We start from the raw sequence: 17,375 nt of genomic DNA on the forward strand, positions 1-17,375 counted from the left end.
ACCTTCACAGGCGATGGTTACTTTTGCCGACAAGCGCGTCGTCACAGGCGATGTGGTGGGAAAATAATCGACGGCGGACCTCCCGGTCAAGGAGGTCCGCAACGTGGTTTTCGTCCCCGATCGGCAGTAATAGCGTCTCCGCCTCGTCGGCCTCGTTGTTGCTGAACATGGAAGGCGTGCTGACCTCGGTGCTGGCGTGGTTCGTCTTCAAGGAAAACTTCGGCCGCCGCATCTTCGCCGGCATGCTGCTCATCGTCGCAGCTGGTGTCTTGCTGTCTTGGGATCAAGCTCCGGTTGCTGGATTCCCCTGGGGGGCGATTGCAATCATCGGCATTAAAACCGCGCAACATCGCCAACGCCAGCAAAGCGCCCACGCCGAGCAGCTTGAGCAGTTGCGCGCGCTGTCGTATGGCGCCCGCGCGCACCGCAAGCAATGCTGAATCGGGCGCGCAAAACCAAGGATTGTGCGCCGCACGGGGGCGCAAACGCCACATACGCATGCCGGTTGCATGGTGTAATGAATCAACGCCGCAACTCACCGTTTGATCATCGAAGGAGCACCATGCCGCACTGGGCCTCGTATCGCTTTATCCGACCGCCGCTGCTCCGGCTGTGTGTGCTCGGCCTGCTGATGTTGTTGCTCAGCCAGTCCGCAATGGCGCATGGCGTTACCGACGACGACAAGGCCTATCTTGAACAGATCAGCGGCATCCACATCATCCCGTTCATCTACCTGGGCGCCAAGCACATGGTGACCGGCTACGATCATTTGCTGTTCCTGGTCGGCGTGATCTTCTTTTTATATCGCCTGAAGGACGTGGGCGCCTATGTCACGCTGTTCGCGGTGGGCCACAGCGTGACCCTGTTGTCGGGCGTGCTGAGCTCCACGCACATCAACCCATTCCTGATCGACGCCATCATCGGCTTTTCGGTCGTGTACAAGGGACTCGACAATATCGGCGCGCTCAAGCGCCTCCTCGGCTTCCAGCCCAACACCAAGGCGGCAGTGTTGATCTTCGGGCTGTTCCACGGCTTCGGCCTGGCCACCAAGTTGCAGGAGCTCACCTTGTCGCAGGATGGCTTGGTGCCCAACATCATTTCGTTCAACGTCGGCGTGGAAATCGGCCAGTTGTGCGCGCTGAGCATGATCTTGATCGCCATGGGCTTCTGGCGCCGCAGCGCCTCGTTCCGCAGCCAGGCCTTTAACGCGAACGTGGCGCTGATGGTGTGCGGCTTCGTGCTGATGGGTTACCAGATCGCCGGCTACGTCACCACACCGGCCGCCTGACGGCCGGGATTGAACAAGGAAAACACCATGAACACCACCCACGACAATCCTCCGCTGCCAACCCTGCCGCAACTGGGCAAGGCGACCGGCCTTGCCGCGCTGGCGGCGGCCGCGATCTTGACGGTCGCCGTGCTACCAGCCGAGTACGGCATCGACCCCACCGGCGTCGGCGCGCTGCTTGGCTTGAAAAAGGCGCAGGGCGCAGGCGCTTCCGCCGCTGCGGCGGCGCCCGACGTGCTGCCGACCGCCAGCGGAAAAGGTGCCGAGCCGGTCGAGAAGACCGACTTGCCGCTGCGCAACGACGCTATGTCGATAACCTTGCAGCCGGGCGAAGGCGCCGAGATCAAGGCCAGCATCAAGCGGGGCCAGCATTTTGTGTTTAGCTGGGATGCCGACGGCCCGGTGAAGGCCGACATGCATGGCGAGCCGTACAATGCCAAACCCAACGAGTTCACCACGTACTGGAAGGTGGCGCAGCAGTCGGGCGGCAAGGGCGCATTCACGGCGCCGTTCGACGGCATCCATGGCTGGTTCTGGCGCAACAAGGGTGACAAGCCGGTGACCATCCACGTCAAGGTGAGCGGCTTCCAAGAAAAACTGTACCGTCCTTCGTGACCGTAGGAAGGTAACGTGTTTATCCCGACTTGTTCTAGCCGTTGCGTAATCGCGGCGCCGCTATTATTCGTCCGGGGACTGCAACTCGCGAGCACCCGGTCGCCTTGGCACGAACAACAGGGACGCACGCCCATTCGGCCTAGGGTCGACCACGCGGCCCACCACGACGGCGGCAACGCCGGCGACGGCTTCCCCGCAGACTCAGGTATCCCCGTCGATGGTGGTGGCGAGGGTAGTGTGTTGGTCGCCCAAGTCCTCACGCCGCTTGTCATTCCACGGGATGAGCACCATGGTCCCGCATCAATGGACGCTGTCAATCAAGCCATGCTGCCATAGCCAAGCGGTGATCTTACGGGCCTTGCCATCGGGCATGCTGGAGCCGAACTGGCGCAGCACGGTGTCCAGCGTCTGCGCCTGCTTTAAGCGCTCAAGATGGGGAGCCAGCGATTCGTCCTCCAGGAACGCCAGCGGCCGCTCCAAATGGGGATGGGTCACCGCCATAAGCAGCCGCACCCGGTCCGCGATCACGCACGGCACTTGAACCAGGCTCGCGTTCTCGTTCAGGCGCAGCGCCCGTGCCGGATCGAGCGAGGCCAGCGGACGCAATTGGGGTTCCTGAAAGCGGTCGAGTTGCACGCTGGCGTCATACAAACGGGCTTGCAGCTCCGGCCATGAGGTCGGGGAGGGCGGGATGAAGCGGATGGCCGAGCGCTGCCGCCAGAACGGCCGGTCCGCGCACCAGGCTTGCCGGTAGGACGCGGCCGTCCAGTGGGCGTGGCGTGCGCAGGTTTCGATCAGGCGATGTTCGTAGAATTCGCGGCCCAGGGCGGCGCTTGCCGATGTCCGGTCGCTGAGCAGGGTGTGGACCGCGACCACGGCCTGCAGCGAAAAGCGCATCGCCTTTTCGACGCCGGAGGAAGAAATCGGGTCCAGCGCGAAAGCGGCGTCGCCTATTTTCATGCGGCCGTCCTGCCAGCTGTCGGCCATCAGATACGGCGTGGCCGAGCACATTTGGACGACGTCGCCGCCCGCCAGTGCGGCCAAGGGGGCGAACAGTTCGCTGGCGGCGCAGGCGGCGCGCAGCCGTGCGGCCGGCGCACCCGGGGGCGCCCCGTGCGCGGCGGCCGGATCGAACACCAGCATGATGCGATACCGCCGGCCGGGCAGGGCGGCCCCCCATAACCACCCGTGTTCCAGCGCCTCGGTTCGGGTGGCCTGAAGCAGCTCCGCCGGCAGGCCGGCCGCGGGGATTTCCATCCACATCGCCGCCAGGCGCGGGGCGCAGTCGAGGCGCTGTCCGCGTGCCTGGCCACCGCGCCCGCCCGCATCGATGATATGGCGGGCGGCGATATGCTTGATGTCGGCCTCGCCGCAACGAAGCTGTACGCGCCAGTCGCCGGCGCCGCCGCCGATCTCCCGCACCTGTGCCGGGCGTTCAAGCTGGACCCCGCGACTCTGCGCCAGCGCCAGTAGCGCGGCGTCGAAAGCCGCGCGATCGACCATGGCCGATCCGCCGTCGGCGATCGTTTCCGCGCCGCGCCCGCGCCAGAGCAGGCGGCTCGGGCGTCCCGCCAGATGCGGCACGCCGGACAAGGCGTCGTTCGCGTCCAGCAGGGCGATGATGTTCTGCACGCCCGGCGTCAGCGCTTCGCCGACTTGTTGGCGCGGCCAGACGGCGCTGCGGTCGATCAGTATGACCCGATAGCCGAATTGCCGCAGCCGCAACGCCGCGCCGACCCCGGCCGGTCCGGCGCCGATGATCAAAGCGTCGAAGGCGCCGTCCGCCATGGTTAGTGGGCGTCCGCCGGCGCCGCGCCGTACCACTCCGGCGCGAGATGGCTGAGGCGCTGGTGCGCGCCTATCGTGTAGTGCAGCCAGCCGCGGATGTAGTCGCAGGCGCCGCGTCCGCGCGCCAGCACCTCGTGGTGGCAACCGCCGCCGCACAGGTATCGTGCCCAGCAGCTGCCGCACGGCTGCTGCTGGTGCACATGGCGCTGGCGCAGCCACACGGCTTGGCGTTGCGGGTCCACACCCTGCTCCAGCGTGCCCATCGCGCCCTGTTCGTCGCCGACGAAGCGGTGGCAGGCCGACAGTTCGCCGTCCGCCGACACGCCGAAATAACCGGCGCCCGCGCCGCAGGGGTAGGGCCGGTGCGTGCCGCGCTGCAGTTCGCGCAGCGCGTTCTGCATGTTGCTGAACGGGTAGCGCCGTCCCTGCAGCACGTTCTGCTCGAACGTCAGGCCGCAGGCGATCATCGCCTCCAGCATTTCGGCCAGGTCGTCGGGGCCCATTTCGGCCTGGCCGTTGGCGGCGCGCAGCAGCGGTGAGAAACCAACGCTGTGAAAGCCCATGCCGATGAACAGGTCCAGCGTCTTCGGCAGGTTCATGTTGAATGGCGTGACGGTGACCCGCGCCGATACCTGCATGCGACGCTGGCGCGACAGCAGCGGCTCGATCCGCGCGACGATCCGCTCGAACGACCCCTGGCCGCCTTTGAACGGGCGCAGCCGGTCATGCTGTTCGGCCGCGCCGTCCAGGCTGACCGTGACGGCAAAGCCGTGCAGCTCGAAAAAATCGGCGTCGTCGACGTTGAGCAGCGTACCGTTGGTGGTGATCGAATAGCGGCAGTCGATCCCCCGTCGGGTCGCTTCAGCGCTGGCATACGCGGTGACCTCGCGCAGCAGCGGGCGGTTCGACAGCGGTTCGCCGCCCATGAACGCCAGATTGACCTTGGCGCCCGGGGCCGCGCCCGCCAGCAGCAGATCGACGGATGTGAGCGCCGTCTCCCGTGTCATGTTCTTGGCCTTGCCGCCGAATTCACCCTGCTGCGCGTAACAATAAGTGCAGCCCAGATTACATTTTTGCGCGATCGCCAGCGACAACGCGTGCAACGGCGGCGCGGCCAGCGGGCTGTCGTCGATCATGGGCTCGGCCTGCAGGCCGCAGCTGTCGACCAGCCGTTGCAGCGCGCCGGCGTCGTCGCCGCCCAGGGCGTGGCGGAACGCCGAGGTCAACGTCGGCGGCAGGTGATACAGGCGGCTGCCGTTGACCATCAGCAGTTGCGCGCCCTGGGCGTCCTCGATCAGGTGCGCGTCGCGATGGCGCGGGCGCGACGCCGCTACGATGCGCTCGCTCAGCGATCTGGCCCAGGCGCTGTTGTCCGCCGATGCGGTGGCGGGCTCAGGATTCATCGGCGTCCTTGCCGCGGATGATGAATTTCAGCTCCTCCTGCCAGGCGCGGAACAGGTCGTCGTAGGACAGCAGCCGGCTGTCGCTGCGGTTGTCCGGGATGTACTGGCCGGTGCGCTTCTTGGCGAACCACATGTCGCCGCGCGACAGCCCATCCTCGCCGGCCTCGACGTTCACGTAGTCGGGGCGCGACGCGGCCCAGTAGTAGCACGCGCATTCGCGGTAATCGTTCTGCCAGGGCGCGCACAGGCCTTGCGTCAGTTCCCCCGGGCGCAGCAGCTCCGGGTTGAACGCGGCGCTGCCGGCTTCAAAGAAGGGGCGCAGCTTCAACGCCACCTTCTTGGTCTCCATGCCCGGCTTCCAGATCACTTCCCGCGTGGCCTTGTGAGGTTCCGTGAAATCGCAATCGGCGGTGAATTCGCACTCGATCCACTGGCCCTGCTTTTTCTGCAGGCGCGCGATCGAATTCGACCATTCCATGAACGACACCGCGTTGGGGTTGTTCTGCGTGGGCAGCGTCGCCGGGGGATTGGTGGTGTCGTCGGGGAATACCGGACCGGTGGTGACGACCATCGTGCCGAACTCCAGGTTGTCGAAGCGCAGCAGGCGGCGGTTCAGCAGGTCCTCGTAGGGCGGATCGGCGGCGATCACATAGTTGTTGTTTTCGACCAGTACGATGCCCTCGAAGGCGCGTCGCCAGAGGTTGCGGAAATCGAATTCCAGACCGGGAAAGCAATTGGAGATGGCGCTGCGCGGCAGCACCGACGCCGGATTGCCGGTGCCGCGGTGATGGAGTTGCGCGGTCAGGTTGTTGGCCTTGAGCGTGGTCGGGTTGGCGGCCATCATGGTTCTCCTGGAGCGGTCGGGTTGGCGAACATCGCGTTGCGGGCGGCCTTGACGACGATATCGATCTGGCGCCGGGTCAGCACCAGGCCGCGGCCGTCGGCGCCGCGCATCAGCGCCGGCATTTTGCGCAGCGCCACCGAGGACAGGTCGCCGATTTCCTCGGGCTGGCGCAGGGCTTGGGCGAACCAGGGCGCGCCGCCGCCGGCGAGGGCGCTGAACACCCGCTCGTGCAGCGCGCGCAGGGCCAGATTGTCGACCAGCGTGGCGGCGGCGATCGGCTCGTAGTAGCGATTGAAGTCGTTGGTGTTTTGCCGCACCATGGTGCTGGCCACGTTCAACCTGCCGTTGACCGGGTTGCCGTTCATCACGGCGGTGTTCATCAGGCGCACGCTCTCGAGCGCCCGCAGCACCAGCGCGGTGGCGTCGTCGAGCGAGACCTCGTCCTCGCGCACCTCGGTGCCGTCCAGCAGTTGTTCGATTTCGTCGGACACGACGCGGATCGGCAGCGTGTCCGGCGCGAACGCCGGCGGACCGGCGCCGATGACCGCGCGCGCGGCCAGTTGGCTGCCGTCGGCCAGCGTCAGCACCACCTTGGCCGAGCCGTCGCACTCGTCGTCCAGATAGCCCCAGCTGACCTGGTTTTGATCGCTGTTCTGGTAGCCGGCGTAGATACTGGCCGGCGCGGTCAGTTCGGGGCCGAGGTCTTCCCAATAGCCGAGCCATGGCTTGCTCGGGTCGTACAGCACCTGCGCGTCGGAATGAATGATCGGGTCCTTCTTGAGCTGGGGTTGTCCGTTCTGATCCACCTCGTAACGTTCGGTGCGGCTGCCGTAGACCAGGCCGGCGGCCGGCGTGTAGCGCAGGCGGATTTCCGGAAAGTCCGCCGTCGGCGCGATGAACTGCACGTGGCCCAGCGGCAGCTTGCGGCCGGGCAGGAAATTGGCGCACTCGCCCAGCATCTGCCGGCGCGCGTGGCCCTTCAAACCCAGCAGTTTGGCGTGGATCTGGTCGTCGAGCGCCCCGGTGCGGCGGAACAGCTTGATGTTGGACAGTTCGATGTCCCAATGCAGCTGCTCGAGCGACAGTCCCTCCCGGGCCAGCAGCGTGGTGGTCAACGGCTGCAAATCGTCGGGCGCGTCGCTGGTGCGGGCGTACACCTCGAGGAACGGTGCGACCGGGCGGATCTTGTGGTGCGCGTCCTTGAAGCGGATCGATTCGGGCACGAAGGCGCGCACGATCTGGCCGCTGACCGGATCGACCTCCAGGGTCGGGCACGGCACGATGCGGCGATAGTCGAGCGGATTGTCGGGGTCGGTTTGCAGCTCGAAGGCGTCCAGCGGCCGGTCGCCGCCGCCGAGGCGGCCGATGGCCACCGGCGGCAATATTCTCAATTCCAAGATGGGCATGGCGGACTCCTAGATCAGGGCGGTGTCGATGCTGCCGGACAGGATGCGCTGCGCCAGCGCCACCATGTTTTTGTCGGCCTCGCGCATCGAGTTCAGGTAAACCTGGCGCTCCGGCGCCAGCGGCAGCAGTGCCTGGATCAGGTTTTCGGCGGCCGTCAGCAGGTCCAGGTGGCCGCGCCACTTGTCGGCCTCGCCGAACGGGCTGTTGAGCGTGTACGGCATCTGGAACGGTGGTCCGGCGTAGCCCGCGTCCGGGTCGTCGGCCGACACAGGCGACTGCATCAGGATTTCCGATAGGGCGCGCAGGTTGTACATCTCGCCGAAGGTGGCGTTGATGATGGCGCCGCGCGGCGTGATCCCGGCTGTGTTGTCCAGACCGCCATACAAGGTGAAGCTGTGGGTCAGGTAGGTCAGCAGCATGCGGTAGCGCAGGTTGTGCAGGGTCGCCCACAGCGCCGACGTCGGGTCGGTGATGCGGGTGGTGGGCACGCCGTTCGATGGCGACGGCTCCGGATCGAGCGAGACATACGGGTTGACGGCGACCGCGCGCGCCGGCGCCCAGCCGTGCCTGGCGTCGGCGTGCAGCAGCGCCGAGTGGGCCTCGGGTTGCAGCCCGGCCCAGCGCGCGGCATCGAAGGCGGCCGGACGGGCCGCGTGCCACAGCTCGGACGAGACCGGCTTTTTCTCGATCAGCGCGCGCATGTGGCTGTAGATCTTCAGGAAGCGTACGAAATGCGAGGCGGTCGTGCCGGTGGTGGCTTCGCCCTGTTCGGCAACGGCCTCGAGCGCGGCCACCATATCGTCGCGGCAGGTTTGCGGCACGACCAGCACATCCGGCGTTTGACGCGGCGCGCCGTCCCTGCCGCCGCCGGCACCGACCCGGTTGCTGACGCTGCCGCCGCGATGGCCGCCCTTGTAGCCGCGTCCCCATTCGGCGAAATCGGCCTGGGCCTGGCAGGTCGAGGCGTCGAAGGTCGAGTCGGGCAGGTTGCCGGGATCGCTCACCAGCGGGATCAGGCGGTGGAACAGTTCGGCGACCCGATGCGGCGTGCTGGTCTGGGCCATGACGCGGCGCCGGATTTCGTCGCCGAGCTCGCCGCCGTCCCAGTCCTCGGGCGACTCGGCGTACACGTATTTGGCCAGCGAATCGAGTGTGAGCGGTTCGAGCATGAAGGGGAAGGGATAGAACGGCACGTCCCACGGCGTGTCCTCCCGCTCCAGGTGCAGCGGCGCGCCGATCAGGCGCAGCGAGTTTTGCACGCACATCAGGTGGCCCATTTCCTCTTTGGCGATGCCGAGGATCACCTCTTGCCAGTTGCGCACGTGGTCGCGGTAGACTTCCGGCACCTGTGGTCCGCCCAGCGAATAAGCGGCGTACAGGTACTGGACCATGAGGCAATGCTCGATCTCGGCGTCGATGGAGAGCAGGTAGGCGACGTAGTCGCGTGGGGAAAATTCCAGGTTGTACAGTGGCGCTTCGGGGGGCGCCTCCAGCCCCGGGGCGGCGGAGGCCTGCAATCCGCGCGCCGTGCCGGTGGACGGCAGCGGTTGGCCGGCCGCGCCCAAATGGCGCCTGATCTGAGATGCTCGCATTGCCACTCCCTTGACGTAAAGTGAAGGAACGACTACTTGATCTGATCAGTATTGCAACGATTTATGGCGAAGTAAACAATAAAAAAATGTTTACAAAAAGTGATTATTGGATAGTTTTTGATGGAGAAAGGGCACGTAGAATGGCCGTCAAAAATTTCAATTAATGCAACTTTCATTGCTGCAGTCGGCAGCCTTTTCACGACGGGCGCCTGTTACCCGCGCGTCCGGAGACATGACGATGCGCTAGCCGAACCAGCGCAGCACGAGCTGCTGCCGTTTCCACGCCCCCATCGCCGCGACGATCAGTAACGCCACTGCACGGTCAATTCACCGTGGCGACGTTCGCCCAACAGGTACTGGGCGGCGCTGTATGAGGTGGCGGCGTACAGCTTGTTGCCCAGATTGCGCAGGTTCAGTTGTACCAGCACATTGGGGCTGGCATTCCAGCCCAACGACGCGTCAAAGGTGGTGTAGGCCGGCAGCGCCTGGGTGTTGGCGTTGTCGATGAAACGCTCGCCGACATGGCGTGCGCCCAGCGCGCCGCGCCAGCCACGGGCGCGGTAGTTCAGCCACAAGTTGGCCGAGACCTTTGGTACGTCGGATGGACGGTTGCCGGCGCGCGACAGGTTACCGCTTTCGATCAACTGGTCGAACTGGGCGTCGGTGTAGGCCGCGTTGGCTTCCAGACGCCATGCCTGCGCCAGCGCCACGCTGGCGCCCAGTTCGGCGCCGCGCGACGATTGCGAGCCGCCCTGGATCGACAGCGCCGGGTTGGCCGGGTCGCGGGTGATGATGTCATCCTTGGTGATGTGGTACAGGGCCGCCGTCCACTCGGCCTTGCCGCCGGCCAGCGCCTGCTTGACGCCCGCTTCCAGCTGGCGCGAACCGGTCAACCGGTAGCGGCTGTTGGCCAGGTTCAGTGACAGCAGGCTGCTCACCGGGTCGCTGCCGCTGCTGAATTGGCCGTACAGCGAGGTATCGGCGGCCAGCTTCCACGTCAGGCCCGTGCGCAGCGCGTTCGAGCCCAGCTTCGAATCGAAACCGGCGGCGCCGAGCAGGCTTACGCGCTCGACCTTGTACTGGTCACGGCGCACGCCGGCGAGCAGCAGCAGGCTGTCACTGATGCTGTAGGCGTCTTCGGCGTACAGCGCGTTGGTGGTCGTGTGGGTGCGAAAGTTTGGCTTCACTATGTCAGGGCTGTCGAACAGGCCTGGGTTGAAGCCGATCGGCGCCACCACCGAGAAGCCGCCATAAGGCGAGTTATTGTTGTGCTGGAAGTTGATGGCGGCCGCTTGCCAGCCCGCCACCACGCGGCTGGCACCACCGTTCCAGCGTGCTTCCAGACGGTTGCCGGTCTGTTCCTGATGGTGCCGGATGGCGATGTAATCGCTGCGCTCGACGACTTTGGCGGCGCTGTCGTAGTAATAGTATTCGGCGTTGCGCCAGGTGCGGCGCGCCTTCATGTAGGCCAGCTCGTTGCTGATGGTCAGCGCCGGCGTCACGCGCCAGCTCAGGCGCGCTACGGCTTTGTCATCGGTGAAAGAAATATCGGCATCGCCGACGTCGTAGTTCTGGCGGCGCAGCTCACCCGCAATGCGGCCGTCAACCAGCGGCGTACCAAAATAGCGTTGCGGTTTTTGCTCCAAGTGGTCGAGCGAAAGGTCCAGGTCCAGGTGCGGTGCCAGCGCATAGTTCACGCTGGTCAGGATCTTGCCGTGGCGCGAGTTGCCGCGGTCGATGAAGCCGTCGCTGCGGTCGGCGTAGGCGTCAATGCGGAGCGCGCCTTTTTCGCCCAGTGCGCCGGTGGCGCCAACGCCGCCGCGCACCGACTTGCCGTGGCCAATGCCGGCCATCGCTTCAAAGGTGGTGGCGCGTTGGGGCGCCTTGCGCACGGCGTTAATGGTGGCGCCGGTGGTGCCGCTGCCATAGACCACCGAGCCGGGTCCGCGCAGCACTTCAATGTATTCATAGCCCCAAGGGTCGGCAGGGTAGGTGGCGGTGCCCGATCCGACCTGCGGACGCTGGCCGTTTTCCAGCAAGGCGATGGAGCCGGTGCCACTGAAGCCGCGCGCGGAGTAGGCGACGCCATTCCCCGGCGAGCTGATGTCGGTTAGGCCGGTGGTTCGGGTGACGGCATCCTTGACCAGCAGATCGCCGCGTGCCTGCATGGTGTCGGCACTGAGCGAATCTACGCTGGCAGGCAATTCCTGGGCCGTCAGGTTCAGGCGGCTGGCGGTCGCGGCCTGGCGGGTCAATCCCAGCCCTTCATGCGAGGCATCCCCCAGGACGGTCACGGTTGGCATCACTTCGGCTTGTTGCGCCCACGCGCTGGCGCCGCACAAGAGGGCGACGGCGGCGGCGATGGGACGCAGGAAGGTGGCATCGTTAGGGCTGGTTTGGATCATTGAAGTACCTCTGTTGTGATGCAGGCGGCACGCCTGCGTGCGCAAGGCAAACGAACAGCCGCAAGGCGGTAGCGTGGATTGCGGGGACGAAAAAAGGAAAAAAGCGAACCTGTTTCCGGCCTGGCGGTGGTGTTTCAGGATCGCGCCACAGGGTCACTCCATGTCCTTGACCTGTACCCACAACACTGCGTCTTGCGACATCGTCTTGCCTTTATGGACTTTTTCGGCACCGATATCGAGCGCGGCGATGCCCCACCATCCCGCTTTGGGCAAGCCGACGGCAACGACGCCGTTGACATCGGCCAACGCGCTCAGGCGTTCGTACGCGGGATGGGGCGCCCTTATTTGCGGCTTGCCCCCGAAGCCGCGCTTGTGAAGGTCGACGGCATAATTCATGTACTCGACCTCAACCTTGGCAAAGGGAACCGGCACGCCGCCAGATAGCACGATGGCCCGAAAGATGCCGCCGGTCCAGTTCGCATACGGTCTCGACAACGGCTGTATTTCAACCGGCAGATTCTGTGTGTTGGCCCATCCGCTGGGGACCCCGCCCACGTTCACGATCACCTTCGTGAACTGCTGGATATACATGTCTTCCCCGGCTTCCAGGTAAGGTTCAGGCTCCAATAGGAAGACATGGTCGCCAAGCGAGCGCACCACCTCCCGTGGAATGGATGCCTGATAGGCCGCGGCGCGCCGACCACCGCCCTCCCATTCAATGGGGCGAAGATACTTGCGGAGGTCGGTTACCACGGGCTCCGCTCCGGCCCGGTAACTGGTCATGCTGAAGGAACGCGGCTCGCCCATGGGCATGGTCGGACCGCCTTGGAACGGATGTGTGAACACCAGCGCGAACTCCAGATTGTCGCCGCGCTCGAGCGCCGATTCCGCGACATAGAGTGTCTGAAAATGCGCCTGGGCGGGCAGGGATGGCAGGAAACCACCCAGGGCGAACAGCAAGGTGCTCGAAAAAAACGGTTTGATTTTCATGGTAACCTCATTTGGAAAAATTGGAGCTATACACCGTGACCTCATGGTGGTCGCCGCCGACGAAAGTGACGTGGTACGCCTCGGGAGGCGGCTTGAACTCGAACACGCCCGCTTGGTCGAGTTTGCCCTCCAGCAGCACCTTGTTTTGGGCATCGAGCACCTTGACGGGCCTTCCGGCGGCCGAGCTTCCGTCCGAAAATCCGGCCTCGCAATGCACCTTGTCTGGTTCGATGTAACAGTCGAGCACGGGCGCGTGGGCCCAGGCCGCCGCGCAAGGCGCAAGCAGGGCGGCGGCAGACACCCATCGCACGATAACTATCCATTCCATATGGCTTTTCTCTTTCATTTAAAAGGGGCTTCGATGGGGGGCGAATCGCCGGCGGGCCGCGCCGCATCGTCGGCCGTGGTTTCCAACGCCGTCAACAAGGTATCGATGTTCCACCTCAGCAGCGCTTCGTACTCGCCGTCCTCGCCGGCAAGAAGGCCAGGGTTGCCAGCGTCAAGTATCAGCAACCGTGCGCCGCCCCGCTCGATCGCCTTGACGATGCGCTCGTCCGGTCTCCACTTGTGCACCACCAGGCGAATGTCGCGCCGGCGCAAGTAATCGCTCAGGGCGGAGCGGTCGCTGTCGCGCCAGTCGACGTCCTGTCTGGCATCCCAGCCTTCGACGAACACGCCGAACTCGCCCAGCAAGTAGGCGAACTCGTTGGCCAACGACAGCACTTTCGGGTCCCGCAGCGCCGCCATGCGCACCCCGTACCCGGCTTTCAAGCGGCGCAAACGCTGTTCGAGCGCCGCGAGGTTCCGGGCTATCCGGTTCGCATCGGCTGGCGACAGCCGCATCAAGTCGGCGGCAATCAGCGCCGCCATGCGCGCGCCGTTGTCGGCGCCGAGCCAAGCGTAGGGCGACGGGCCGGCCTCCTGGCCGGATTGTTCGCCCCACGGGACGTCATTCCTTGGTGTCTCGACCACGGCCAAGCCCGGCTTCGCCGCGTCCCAGGAGCGCGTCGCGTCGATCTCGATGATGCCAAGGTTGTGGCTGCGCGCCACCGGGTACAGCGGATCGGCGCGCCACAGGCCGCGCAGCGTGACGACCGCGTCGGCCTTTGTGAACAATTCGCCTTGGAGGTGCGTCAGCGCGTTGGACTGCGCTTCCATCGGGACGGCCGTCCCGGCAGGCAAGCGCGAGACGTCGATTCGGGTGCCCTCGCACAGGGTCGCAGTCAGTGCGTGCAGCGCCGGAAGCGCCGTGAGGACGCGCCGTCCCCCGTCGCCCGCGTCCGCCGCAGCCAGGCCGCTCCCTATCAAGGCGAGCATCGCCAACCAGCTTCGACACGATTTCCATGGCCGCCTCATAGGGCGGCTCCCCGGAAGCGCGGGGCGGTCGCCCGGACCACGGTGGTCGCAATGAAAATTGCGGCGGCGACGAGCACGATCGCCCCGCCGGTGGGGACGGGGATATTAAACTGCATGGGCACCAGGACGCCGAACACGCAGGACAGCGTCGCGATCACCACCGAAAGGGCGACCAGTTGACCCAGCGTGCGGCTGACGTTGCGGGCCGCCGCTGCGGGAATCAGAAGCAGGGCCTCGACCAGCACCGCGCCGATGATCTTAAGGCAGGCCACGGTGACGAGCGTGACCATCACGACGAACACGTACTCGACCATGCGGACCCGTACCCCGCGCGCGTGTGCCAGGCTGGGGTGGATGCTGGCCAGCAGCATGGCGTTGTACATCGGCAGTCCGACGCAGGCACATATCAACGTGACGATCAGCAGCACGTTCATGTCGGTATGATCGACCGTCAGGATGGAGCCGAATAGCACGCTTTCCATGACGTGGGTGTTGATCCTGGCGGACACGAACAACAATAGCGAGGCGCCCAGCGCTAGCGAAATCGACAGGAATACGCCGATCAACGTGTCGGTGGACAGATTTGTCCGGTACTGGGTGTACTTCAGGGTCAGTGAAAACAACAGGCAGAACGCGAACATCGATACATAGGGCGACGAGTAGGACTCGCCGATGAGCACCCCGATGGCCACGCCGGTCATCGCCGCGTTCCCGACCGCCTGGCTGAAGAACGCCATGCGCTTGATCATGACCATGGTCCCCAGCACGCCCAGCAGGGGGCCGATGACGAGCGCGCACAGCAGCCCATTGATCACGAATTCGTATTGTAAAGGCTGCGGCAACACGTTGCTGGCGGCAAGCGCCTGCAGATGGTTGCGGATGAATTCATATATTGGCGTCACCGGTCTGTCCTCAGTTGAAATTCGCCCAGTCGGGCACATCGGCGGGGGCGCCGTGGAAAACCACCCGACCATTCAGAACGGTCACGCTTGTGGCGAGACGCTTCACCTGCTCGAGGTTATGGTTGATCCACAGGACGGTGACGCCGCGCGCGTTGACTTCGGCCACCACCTCCTCGACCATGCGCATGCCCTGTTCATCGATGCCGGTGGCGGGCTCGTCAAGCACCAACAACCACGGCGCCGGGTTCAAGGCTTGCGCCAGCAGCACACGCTGCCGCTCGCCGCCGGACAGGCCGCCGAACGGTTGATTGCCTTTCGCCTCGACGCCGGTTCGTTTCAGCGCCCGCGCGCTCGCGGCACGGGCGGAGCGGGAGCTCCCCAGGAAGGCCGGCCGGCGCTGGTTGAACAGCGCCATCACGTCGTCCACCGTCATGGGCAAGTTGCGGTCGAATTCCGACGACTGCGGAACGTATCCGATGGGGCCGGACACCTTGCCGTCCAGCATGATGTCTCCCGCATGCGGCATCTGCCCCAGCAGGGCGCGCGCCAGCGAGGTCTTGCCTCCGCCGTTGGGGCCGACGAGGAAGTGCAGCGCCCCGGCCTCCACGCGGAACGTCACGTCATGGAGTATGCGCACCCCGCCCAGCTGCAGCGAGACATGATCGAACACAAGAGCCGGTCCACGCATCGGTCGTCTTCCTTTAAGGGCGCGTCGATTCGATGGCCGTCGCTAAGGTGTTGAGGTTCTCGCGCATCTCCACCTCGAATCTGTCCGCCGTGTAGGGACCGTCGGTGATGTGGGAAAGTGCGTACACCTTCACCCCGGTGGCCTGCTCGATCGCCTTGCCGAGGCCAAGGGCGAAGTACTTTTCCGTGAAGAGCACGCGGATGTTGGCCTTCTTGATGACATCGATGGTGTTGGCCAGCTGGCGTGCGGTCGGCGTCACGCCATGGCGCGGTTCGATGACCGCCGCGACCGACAGGCCGAACTCCTGCATCAGGTAATCGTAGCCGGCGTGCATCGTGGCACATCGAAACGAGGACAGGTCGAGATTGGCGAAGCGGACCATGAACTCCGCGCGCAACGCGCGCAGGCGCGCCGTGTAGGCGGCGGCGTTGGCCCGGTACGCGGCGGCATTGTCCGGGTCGATAGCGCCCAGGCGGTGCGTGATCTCGAAGACCTGCTGGATGGCCGCCGTGGTGGACACGAACGTGTGGGGGTTGACGACCTTGGCGCCGCCCTGATCGCCGCCGATCGGAATGAGCGCGACCGATGCATTGGCATAGATGAGCGGCAGCGCCCCTTTTCGGCCGGCCGCCTTGACGATTTCAAAAGCCCACTCGTCGTGGCCGATACCGTTCACCACCAGCGCATCGAGCGTCATGGCGCGCTTGATGTCCGCGGTTTGCGGTTGGTAGTTGTGCGGATTCGCATCTCCGGCAATCAGCGGGACCACGTCGGCGCGTTCCCGCACGATGTTCGCGACAAAGCTGTAGTAGGGGTGCAATGTGACGCCCACTTTCAACCGCTTCGGCGCGGCCGCCTGTCCGGCCGCGCCACTTCCCAACAACATCAGGAAGATCGCCAGCCGGCGCCGGCCCGGTGAAATACCGTTCATCCCCTCGATCATGGTGTTCCCTTCAGCCGCTCGACTTCACTGGCGCCGTTGTAGGCGATGACTTGCCGCCAGCCCTGGCCCACCAGCGCTTCGGCTTTGACGATGTCCGGACAGGGCGCGTGGGCGTCGCGGTGGATCCAGATCGTCGCCTGGTTGGTCCACATCGCGCCGGCGTGCGCATGCCCAATCACCAGCAGGTAAGCGCCTTGCGCCCGCGCGCGGCCGGCGGAACCGTAGTACACGGTCGCGCCCTGGCCTTTGGTACCTTCGAAAACCGCATTTTGCGAGGCGGTCGCGGGTGTCCCGTGGTGGGCGCCGGGCAGTATCAGCTGCCAGCGCACTTCGCCATTGGTTTTCCAGAACACGTCGTGATAGAAGGGGGGAAGCCGCATCCGCTCGGCTTCCTCCAGCGTGATCCAGCCGCCGGTATCGTTGTTGAACCAGGTGATCTCTTCGGCCGCCGACAGCAGGGCGCCGTGGATCGCTTGGTCGGCCGGGCCGAGGCCGTCGAACGATCCGACCTGCCAGCCGAGGAGGGGCGGGCGGCCGGGGTTGGCGGGACGGGTCAGCACATAGCCGGCCAGGCTGCCGAGTAGTACCAGCACCGTGCAGAATATCGCCAGTGTTTCGGGCTGGCCGGAGATGCGGCGCACGACTGTCATGTGGTGAACCCGATGTATCGGCCGAGCACAATCACGGCGGTCCAGAGCAGCATCGAGCCCAGTCCCGCGAGGCGCGCCGACCGTGGTGGCGGGAAGTCGGCGTCCCATTCCGCTATCCGCCGATAAACGCCGAGGTGGAAAATGCCCATGTTGGCCCCCGCGAGCACCAGCACGGCCATCTTCCACCAGAACAGGCTGTTCTCGGCGTAGGTGACGGCGTTCGAGGCGAACATCAGCAGCCCCGTCGCGACGGCCACGACGAAGGCCGCCCAGGTGAACGGCAGCAGCTCCCGAATAAGGCGCGCGGCGCCGCGTCGGTGCGACAGGCGGCCGATGAGCCGCAGGTCGACGATGACGATGGTGCCCAGCACCAGCGTGAACGCAATCACATGCAAGGATTCGAGCGCCGGAAATGCCACGGTGGCCTCCCGGATGAAGCGCGATACCGGGGAATCGTGTATGGCTTGGAAAATGGAGGTCATGGGCATTGGAGGTGGCAGGGGA

At 65.3% G+C, this 17,375-nt stretch carries 18 protein-coding genes; 3 read left to right on the forward strand and 15 right to left on the reverse strand.

The genetic code is table 11. The annotated features are described in order from the left end of the window. Positions 1-4 precede the first annotated feature (4 nt). Positions 5-169, reverse strand: a complete 165-nt coding sequence (locus tag MRBLMU1_RS28050; RefSeq protein ID WP_363508906.1) for a hypothetical protein — start codon at positions 167-169, stop codon at positions 5-7. On the opposite strand from MRBLMU1_RS28050, the gene MRBLMU1_RS28055 reads away from it, so the two are divergent. The 3 genes from MRBLMU1_RS28055 (at position 168) to MRBLMU1_RS28065 (ending at position 1,903) form a co-directional block, all read left to right on the forward strand. Then, positions 168-440, forward strand: a complete 273-nt coding sequence (locus tag MRBLMU1_RS28055; RefSeq protein ID WP_363509609.1) for a hypothetical protein — start codon at positions 168-170, stop codon at positions 438-440. The two genes, MRBLMU1_RS28050 and MRBLMU1_RS28055, sit on opposite strands and share 2 nt — an antisense overlap. Before the next feature lie 122 nt (positions 441-562). Further along, complete coding sequence (locus tag MRBLMU1_RS28060; RefSeq protein WP_414646123.1) at positions 563-1,288, forward strand: HupE/UreJ family protein; 726 nt, start codon at positions 563-565, stop codon at positions 1,286-1,288. 27 nt (positions 1,289-1,315) lie between these two features. Next, the gene (locus tag MRBLMU1_RS28065) at positions 1,316-1,903 is read left to right on the forward strand and encodes a transmembrane anchor protein (protein ID WP_363508909.1); all 588 of its coding nucleotides are present in this window, start codon (positions 1,316-1,318) and stop codon (positions 1,901-1,903) included. 300 nt (positions 1,904-2,203) lie between these two features. Here MRBLMU1_RS28065 and qhpG read toward each other — a convergent pair whose 3' ends face one another. The 14 genes from qhpG to MRBLMU1_RS28135 form a co-directional block, all read right to left on the reverse strand. Beyond that, positions 2,204-3,691, reverse strand: coding sequence for a flavin-dependent monooxygenase QhpG (gene qhpG / locus MRBLMU1_RS28070; RefSeq protein WP_363508911.1), 1,488 nt, complete (start codon positions 3,689-3,691; stop codon positions 2,204-2,206). 2 nt (positions 3,692-3,693) lie between these two features. Next, complete coding sequence (locus MRBLMU1_RS28075) at positions 3,694-5,094, reverse strand: radical SAM/SPASM domain-containing protein (protein WP_363508914.1); 1,401 nt, start codon at positions 5,092-5,094, stop codon at positions 3,694-3,696. Continuing rightward, the gene (locus tag MRBLMU1_RS28080) at positions 5,084-5,938 is read right to left on the reverse strand and encodes a hypothetical protein (RefSeq protein ID WP_363508917.1); all 855 of its coding nucleotides are present in this window, start codon (positions 5,936-5,938) and stop codon (positions 5,084-5,086) included. Before MRBLMU1_RS28080 ends, MRBLMU1_RS28075 begins: the two co-directional genes overlap by 11 nt. Beyond that, a complete protein-coding gene (locus MRBLMU1_RS28085; protein WP_363508920.1) occupies positions 5,935-7,344 on the reverse strand; it encodes a hypothetical protein in 1,410 nt (469 codons plus the stop codon). The genes MRBLMU1_RS28080 and MRBLMU1_RS28085 overlap by 4 nt, the downstream gene beginning before the upstream one ends. Before the next feature lie 9 nt (positions 7,345-7,353). Continuing rightward, complete coding sequence (locus MRBLMU1_RS28090; protein WP_363508923.1) at positions 7,354-8,937, reverse strand: ferritin-like domain-containing protein; 1,584 nt, start codon at positions 8,935-8,937, stop codon at positions 7,354-7,356. 302 nt (positions 8,938-9,239) lie between these two features. Then, entirely contained in the window at positions 9,240-11,342 is a 2,103-nt protein-coding gene (locus MRBLMU1_RS28095) for a TonB-dependent receptor (RefSeq protein WP_363508926.1), read from the reverse strand. 153 nt (positions 11,343-11,495) lie between these two features. After that, a complete protein-coding gene (locus MRBLMU1_RS28100; RefSeq protein ID WP_363508929.1) occupies positions 11,496-12,332 on the reverse strand; it encodes a DUF4198 domain-containing protein in 837 nt (278 codons plus the stop codon). A gap of 7 nt (positions 12,333-12,339) precedes the next feature. Then, positions 12,340-12,678 (reverse strand): hypothetical protein, encoded by a 339-nt coding sequence (locus tag MRBLMU1_RS28105; RefSeq protein WP_363508932.1) that lies wholly within the window; start codon positions 12,676-12,678, stop codon positions 12,340-12,342. Beyond that, entirely contained in the window at positions 12,675-13,649 is a 975-nt protein-coding gene (locus tag MRBLMU1_RS28110) for a metal ABC transporter solute-binding protein, Zn/Mn family (protein WP_363508935.1), read from the reverse strand. Before MRBLMU1_RS28110 ends, MRBLMU1_RS28105 begins: the two co-directional genes overlap by 4 nt. Positions 13,650-13,684: 35 nt before the next feature. Continuing rightward, positions 13,685-14,590, reverse strand: coding sequence for a metal ABC transporter permease (locus MRBLMU1_RS28115; RefSeq protein WP_363508938.1), 906 nt, complete (start codon positions 14,588-14,590; stop codon positions 13,685-13,687). A 10-nt stretch (positions 14,591-14,600) separates the two neighbouring features. Beyond that, positions 14,601-15,278 carry a metal ABC transporter ATP-binding protein gene (locus MRBLMU1_RS28120; RefSeq protein WP_363508941.1) on the reverse strand — a complete coding sequence of 226 codons (678 nt, stop codon included), beginning with the start codon at positions 15,276-15,278 and terminating at the stop codon, positions 14,601-14,603. Positions 15,279-15,291: 13 nt separating this feature from the next. After that, on the reverse strand, positions 15,292-16,221 hold the full coding sequence (locus MRBLMU1_RS28125) for a metal ABC transporter solute-binding protein, Zn/Mn family (RefSeq protein WP_363508944.1): 930 nt from the start codon (positions 16,219-16,221) through the stop codon (positions 15,292-15,294). Continuing rightward, positions 16,218-16,871, reverse strand: coding sequence for a DUF6162 family protein (locus tag MRBLMU1_RS28130; protein ID WP_363508947.1), 654 nt, complete (start codon positions 16,869-16,871; stop codon positions 16,218-16,220). The genes MRBLMU1_RS28125 and MRBLMU1_RS28130 overlap by 4 nt, the downstream gene beginning before the upstream one ends. Beyond that, positions 16,868-17,353: a DUF6644 family protein gene (locus MRBLMU1_RS28135; RefSeq protein ID WP_363508950.1), complete on the reverse strand. Its 486-nt coding sequence runs from the start codon at positions 17,351-17,353 to the stop codon at positions 16,868-16,870. Before MRBLMU1_RS28135 ends, MRBLMU1_RS28130 begins: the two co-directional genes overlap by 4 nt. Positions 17,354-17,375: the final 22 nt, after the last annotated feature.

Source organism: Burkholderia sp. LMU1-1-1.1, from assembly GCF_040675865.1.
Lineage (GTDB): Bacteria > Pseudomonadota > Gammaproteobacteria > Burkholderiales > Burkholderiaceae_D > Rugamonas.

What these genes read in the sequence shown, in the direction of transcription:
- MRBLMU1_RS28080 (WP_363508917.1), bottom strand. Translation starts at nt 5,938, where the DNA reads ATGATGGCCGCCAACCCGACCACGCTCAAGGCCAACAACCTGACCGCG.
- MRBLMU1_RS28075 (WP_363508914.1), bottom strand. Translation starts at nt 5,094, where the DNA reads ATGAATCCTGAGCCCGCCACCGCATCGGCGGACAACAGCGCCTGGGCC.
- MRBLMU1_RS28120 (WP_363508941.1), bottom strand. Translation starts at nt 15,278, where the DNA reads ATGCGTGGACCGGCTCTTGTGTTCGATCATGTCTCGCTGCAGCTGGGC.
- MRBLMU1_RS28085 (WP_363508920.1), bottom strand. Translation starts at nt 7,344, where the DNA reads ATGCCCATCTTGGAATTGAGAATATTGCCGCCGGTGGCCATCGGCCGC.
- MRBLMU1_RS28050 (WP_363508906.1), bottom strand. Translation starts at nt 169, where the DNA reads ATGTTCAGCAACAACGAGGCCGACGAGGCGGAGACGCTATTACTGCCG.
- MRBLMU1_RS28105 (WP_363508932.1), bottom strand. Translation starts at nt 12,678, where the DNA reads ATGAAAGAGAAAAGCCATATGGAATGGATAGTTATCGTGCGATGGGTG.
- qhpG (WP_363508911.1), bottom strand. Translation starts at nt 3,691, where the DNA reads ATGGCGGACGGCGCCTTCGACGCTTTGATCATCGGCGCCGGACCGGCC.
- MRBLMU1_RS28090 (WP_363508923.1), bottom strand. Translation starts at nt 8,937, where the DNA reads ATGCGAGCATCTCAGATCAGGCGCCATTTGGGCGCGGCCGGCCAACCG.
- MRBLMU1_RS28100 (WP_363508929.1), bottom strand. Translation starts at nt 12,332, where the DNA reads ATGAAAATCAAACCGTTTTTTTCGAGCACCTTGCTGTTCGCCCTGGGT.
- MRBLMU1_RS28065 (WP_363508909.1), top strand. Translation starts at nt 1,316, where the DNA reads ATGAACACCACCCACGACAATCCTCCGCTGCCAACCCTGCCGCAACTG.
- MRBLMU1_RS28135 (WP_363508950.1), bottom strand. Translation starts at nt 17,353, where the DNA reads ATGACCTCCATTTTCCAAGCCATACACGATTCCCCGGTATCGCGCTTC.
- MRBLMU1_RS28095 (WP_363508926.1), bottom strand. Translation starts at nt 11,342, where the DNA reads ATGATCCAAACCAGCCCTAACGATGCCACCTTCCTGCGTCCCATCGCC.
- MRBLMU1_RS28055 (WP_363509609.1), top strand. Translation starts at nt 168, where the DNA reads ATGGAAGGCGTGCTGACCTCGGTGCTGGCGTGGTTCGTCTTCAAGGAA.
- MRBLMU1_RS28110 (WP_363508935.1), bottom strand. Translation starts at nt 13,649, where the DNA reads ATGCTCGCCTTGATAGGGAGCGGCCTGGCTGCGGCGGACGCGGGCGAC.
- MRBLMU1_RS28130 (WP_363508947.1), bottom strand. Translation starts at nt 16,871, where the DNA reads ATGACAGTCGTGCGCCGCATCTCCGGCCAGCCCGAAACACTGGCGATA.
- MRBLMU1_RS28060 (WP_414646123.1), top strand. Translation starts at nt 563, where the DNA reads ATGCCGCACTGGGCCTCGTATCGCTTTATCCGACCGCCGCTGCTCCGG.
- MRBLMU1_RS28125 (WP_363508944.1), bottom strand. Translation starts at nt 16,221, where the DNA reads ATGATCGAGGGGATGAACGGTATTTCACCGGGCCGGCGCCGGCTGGCG.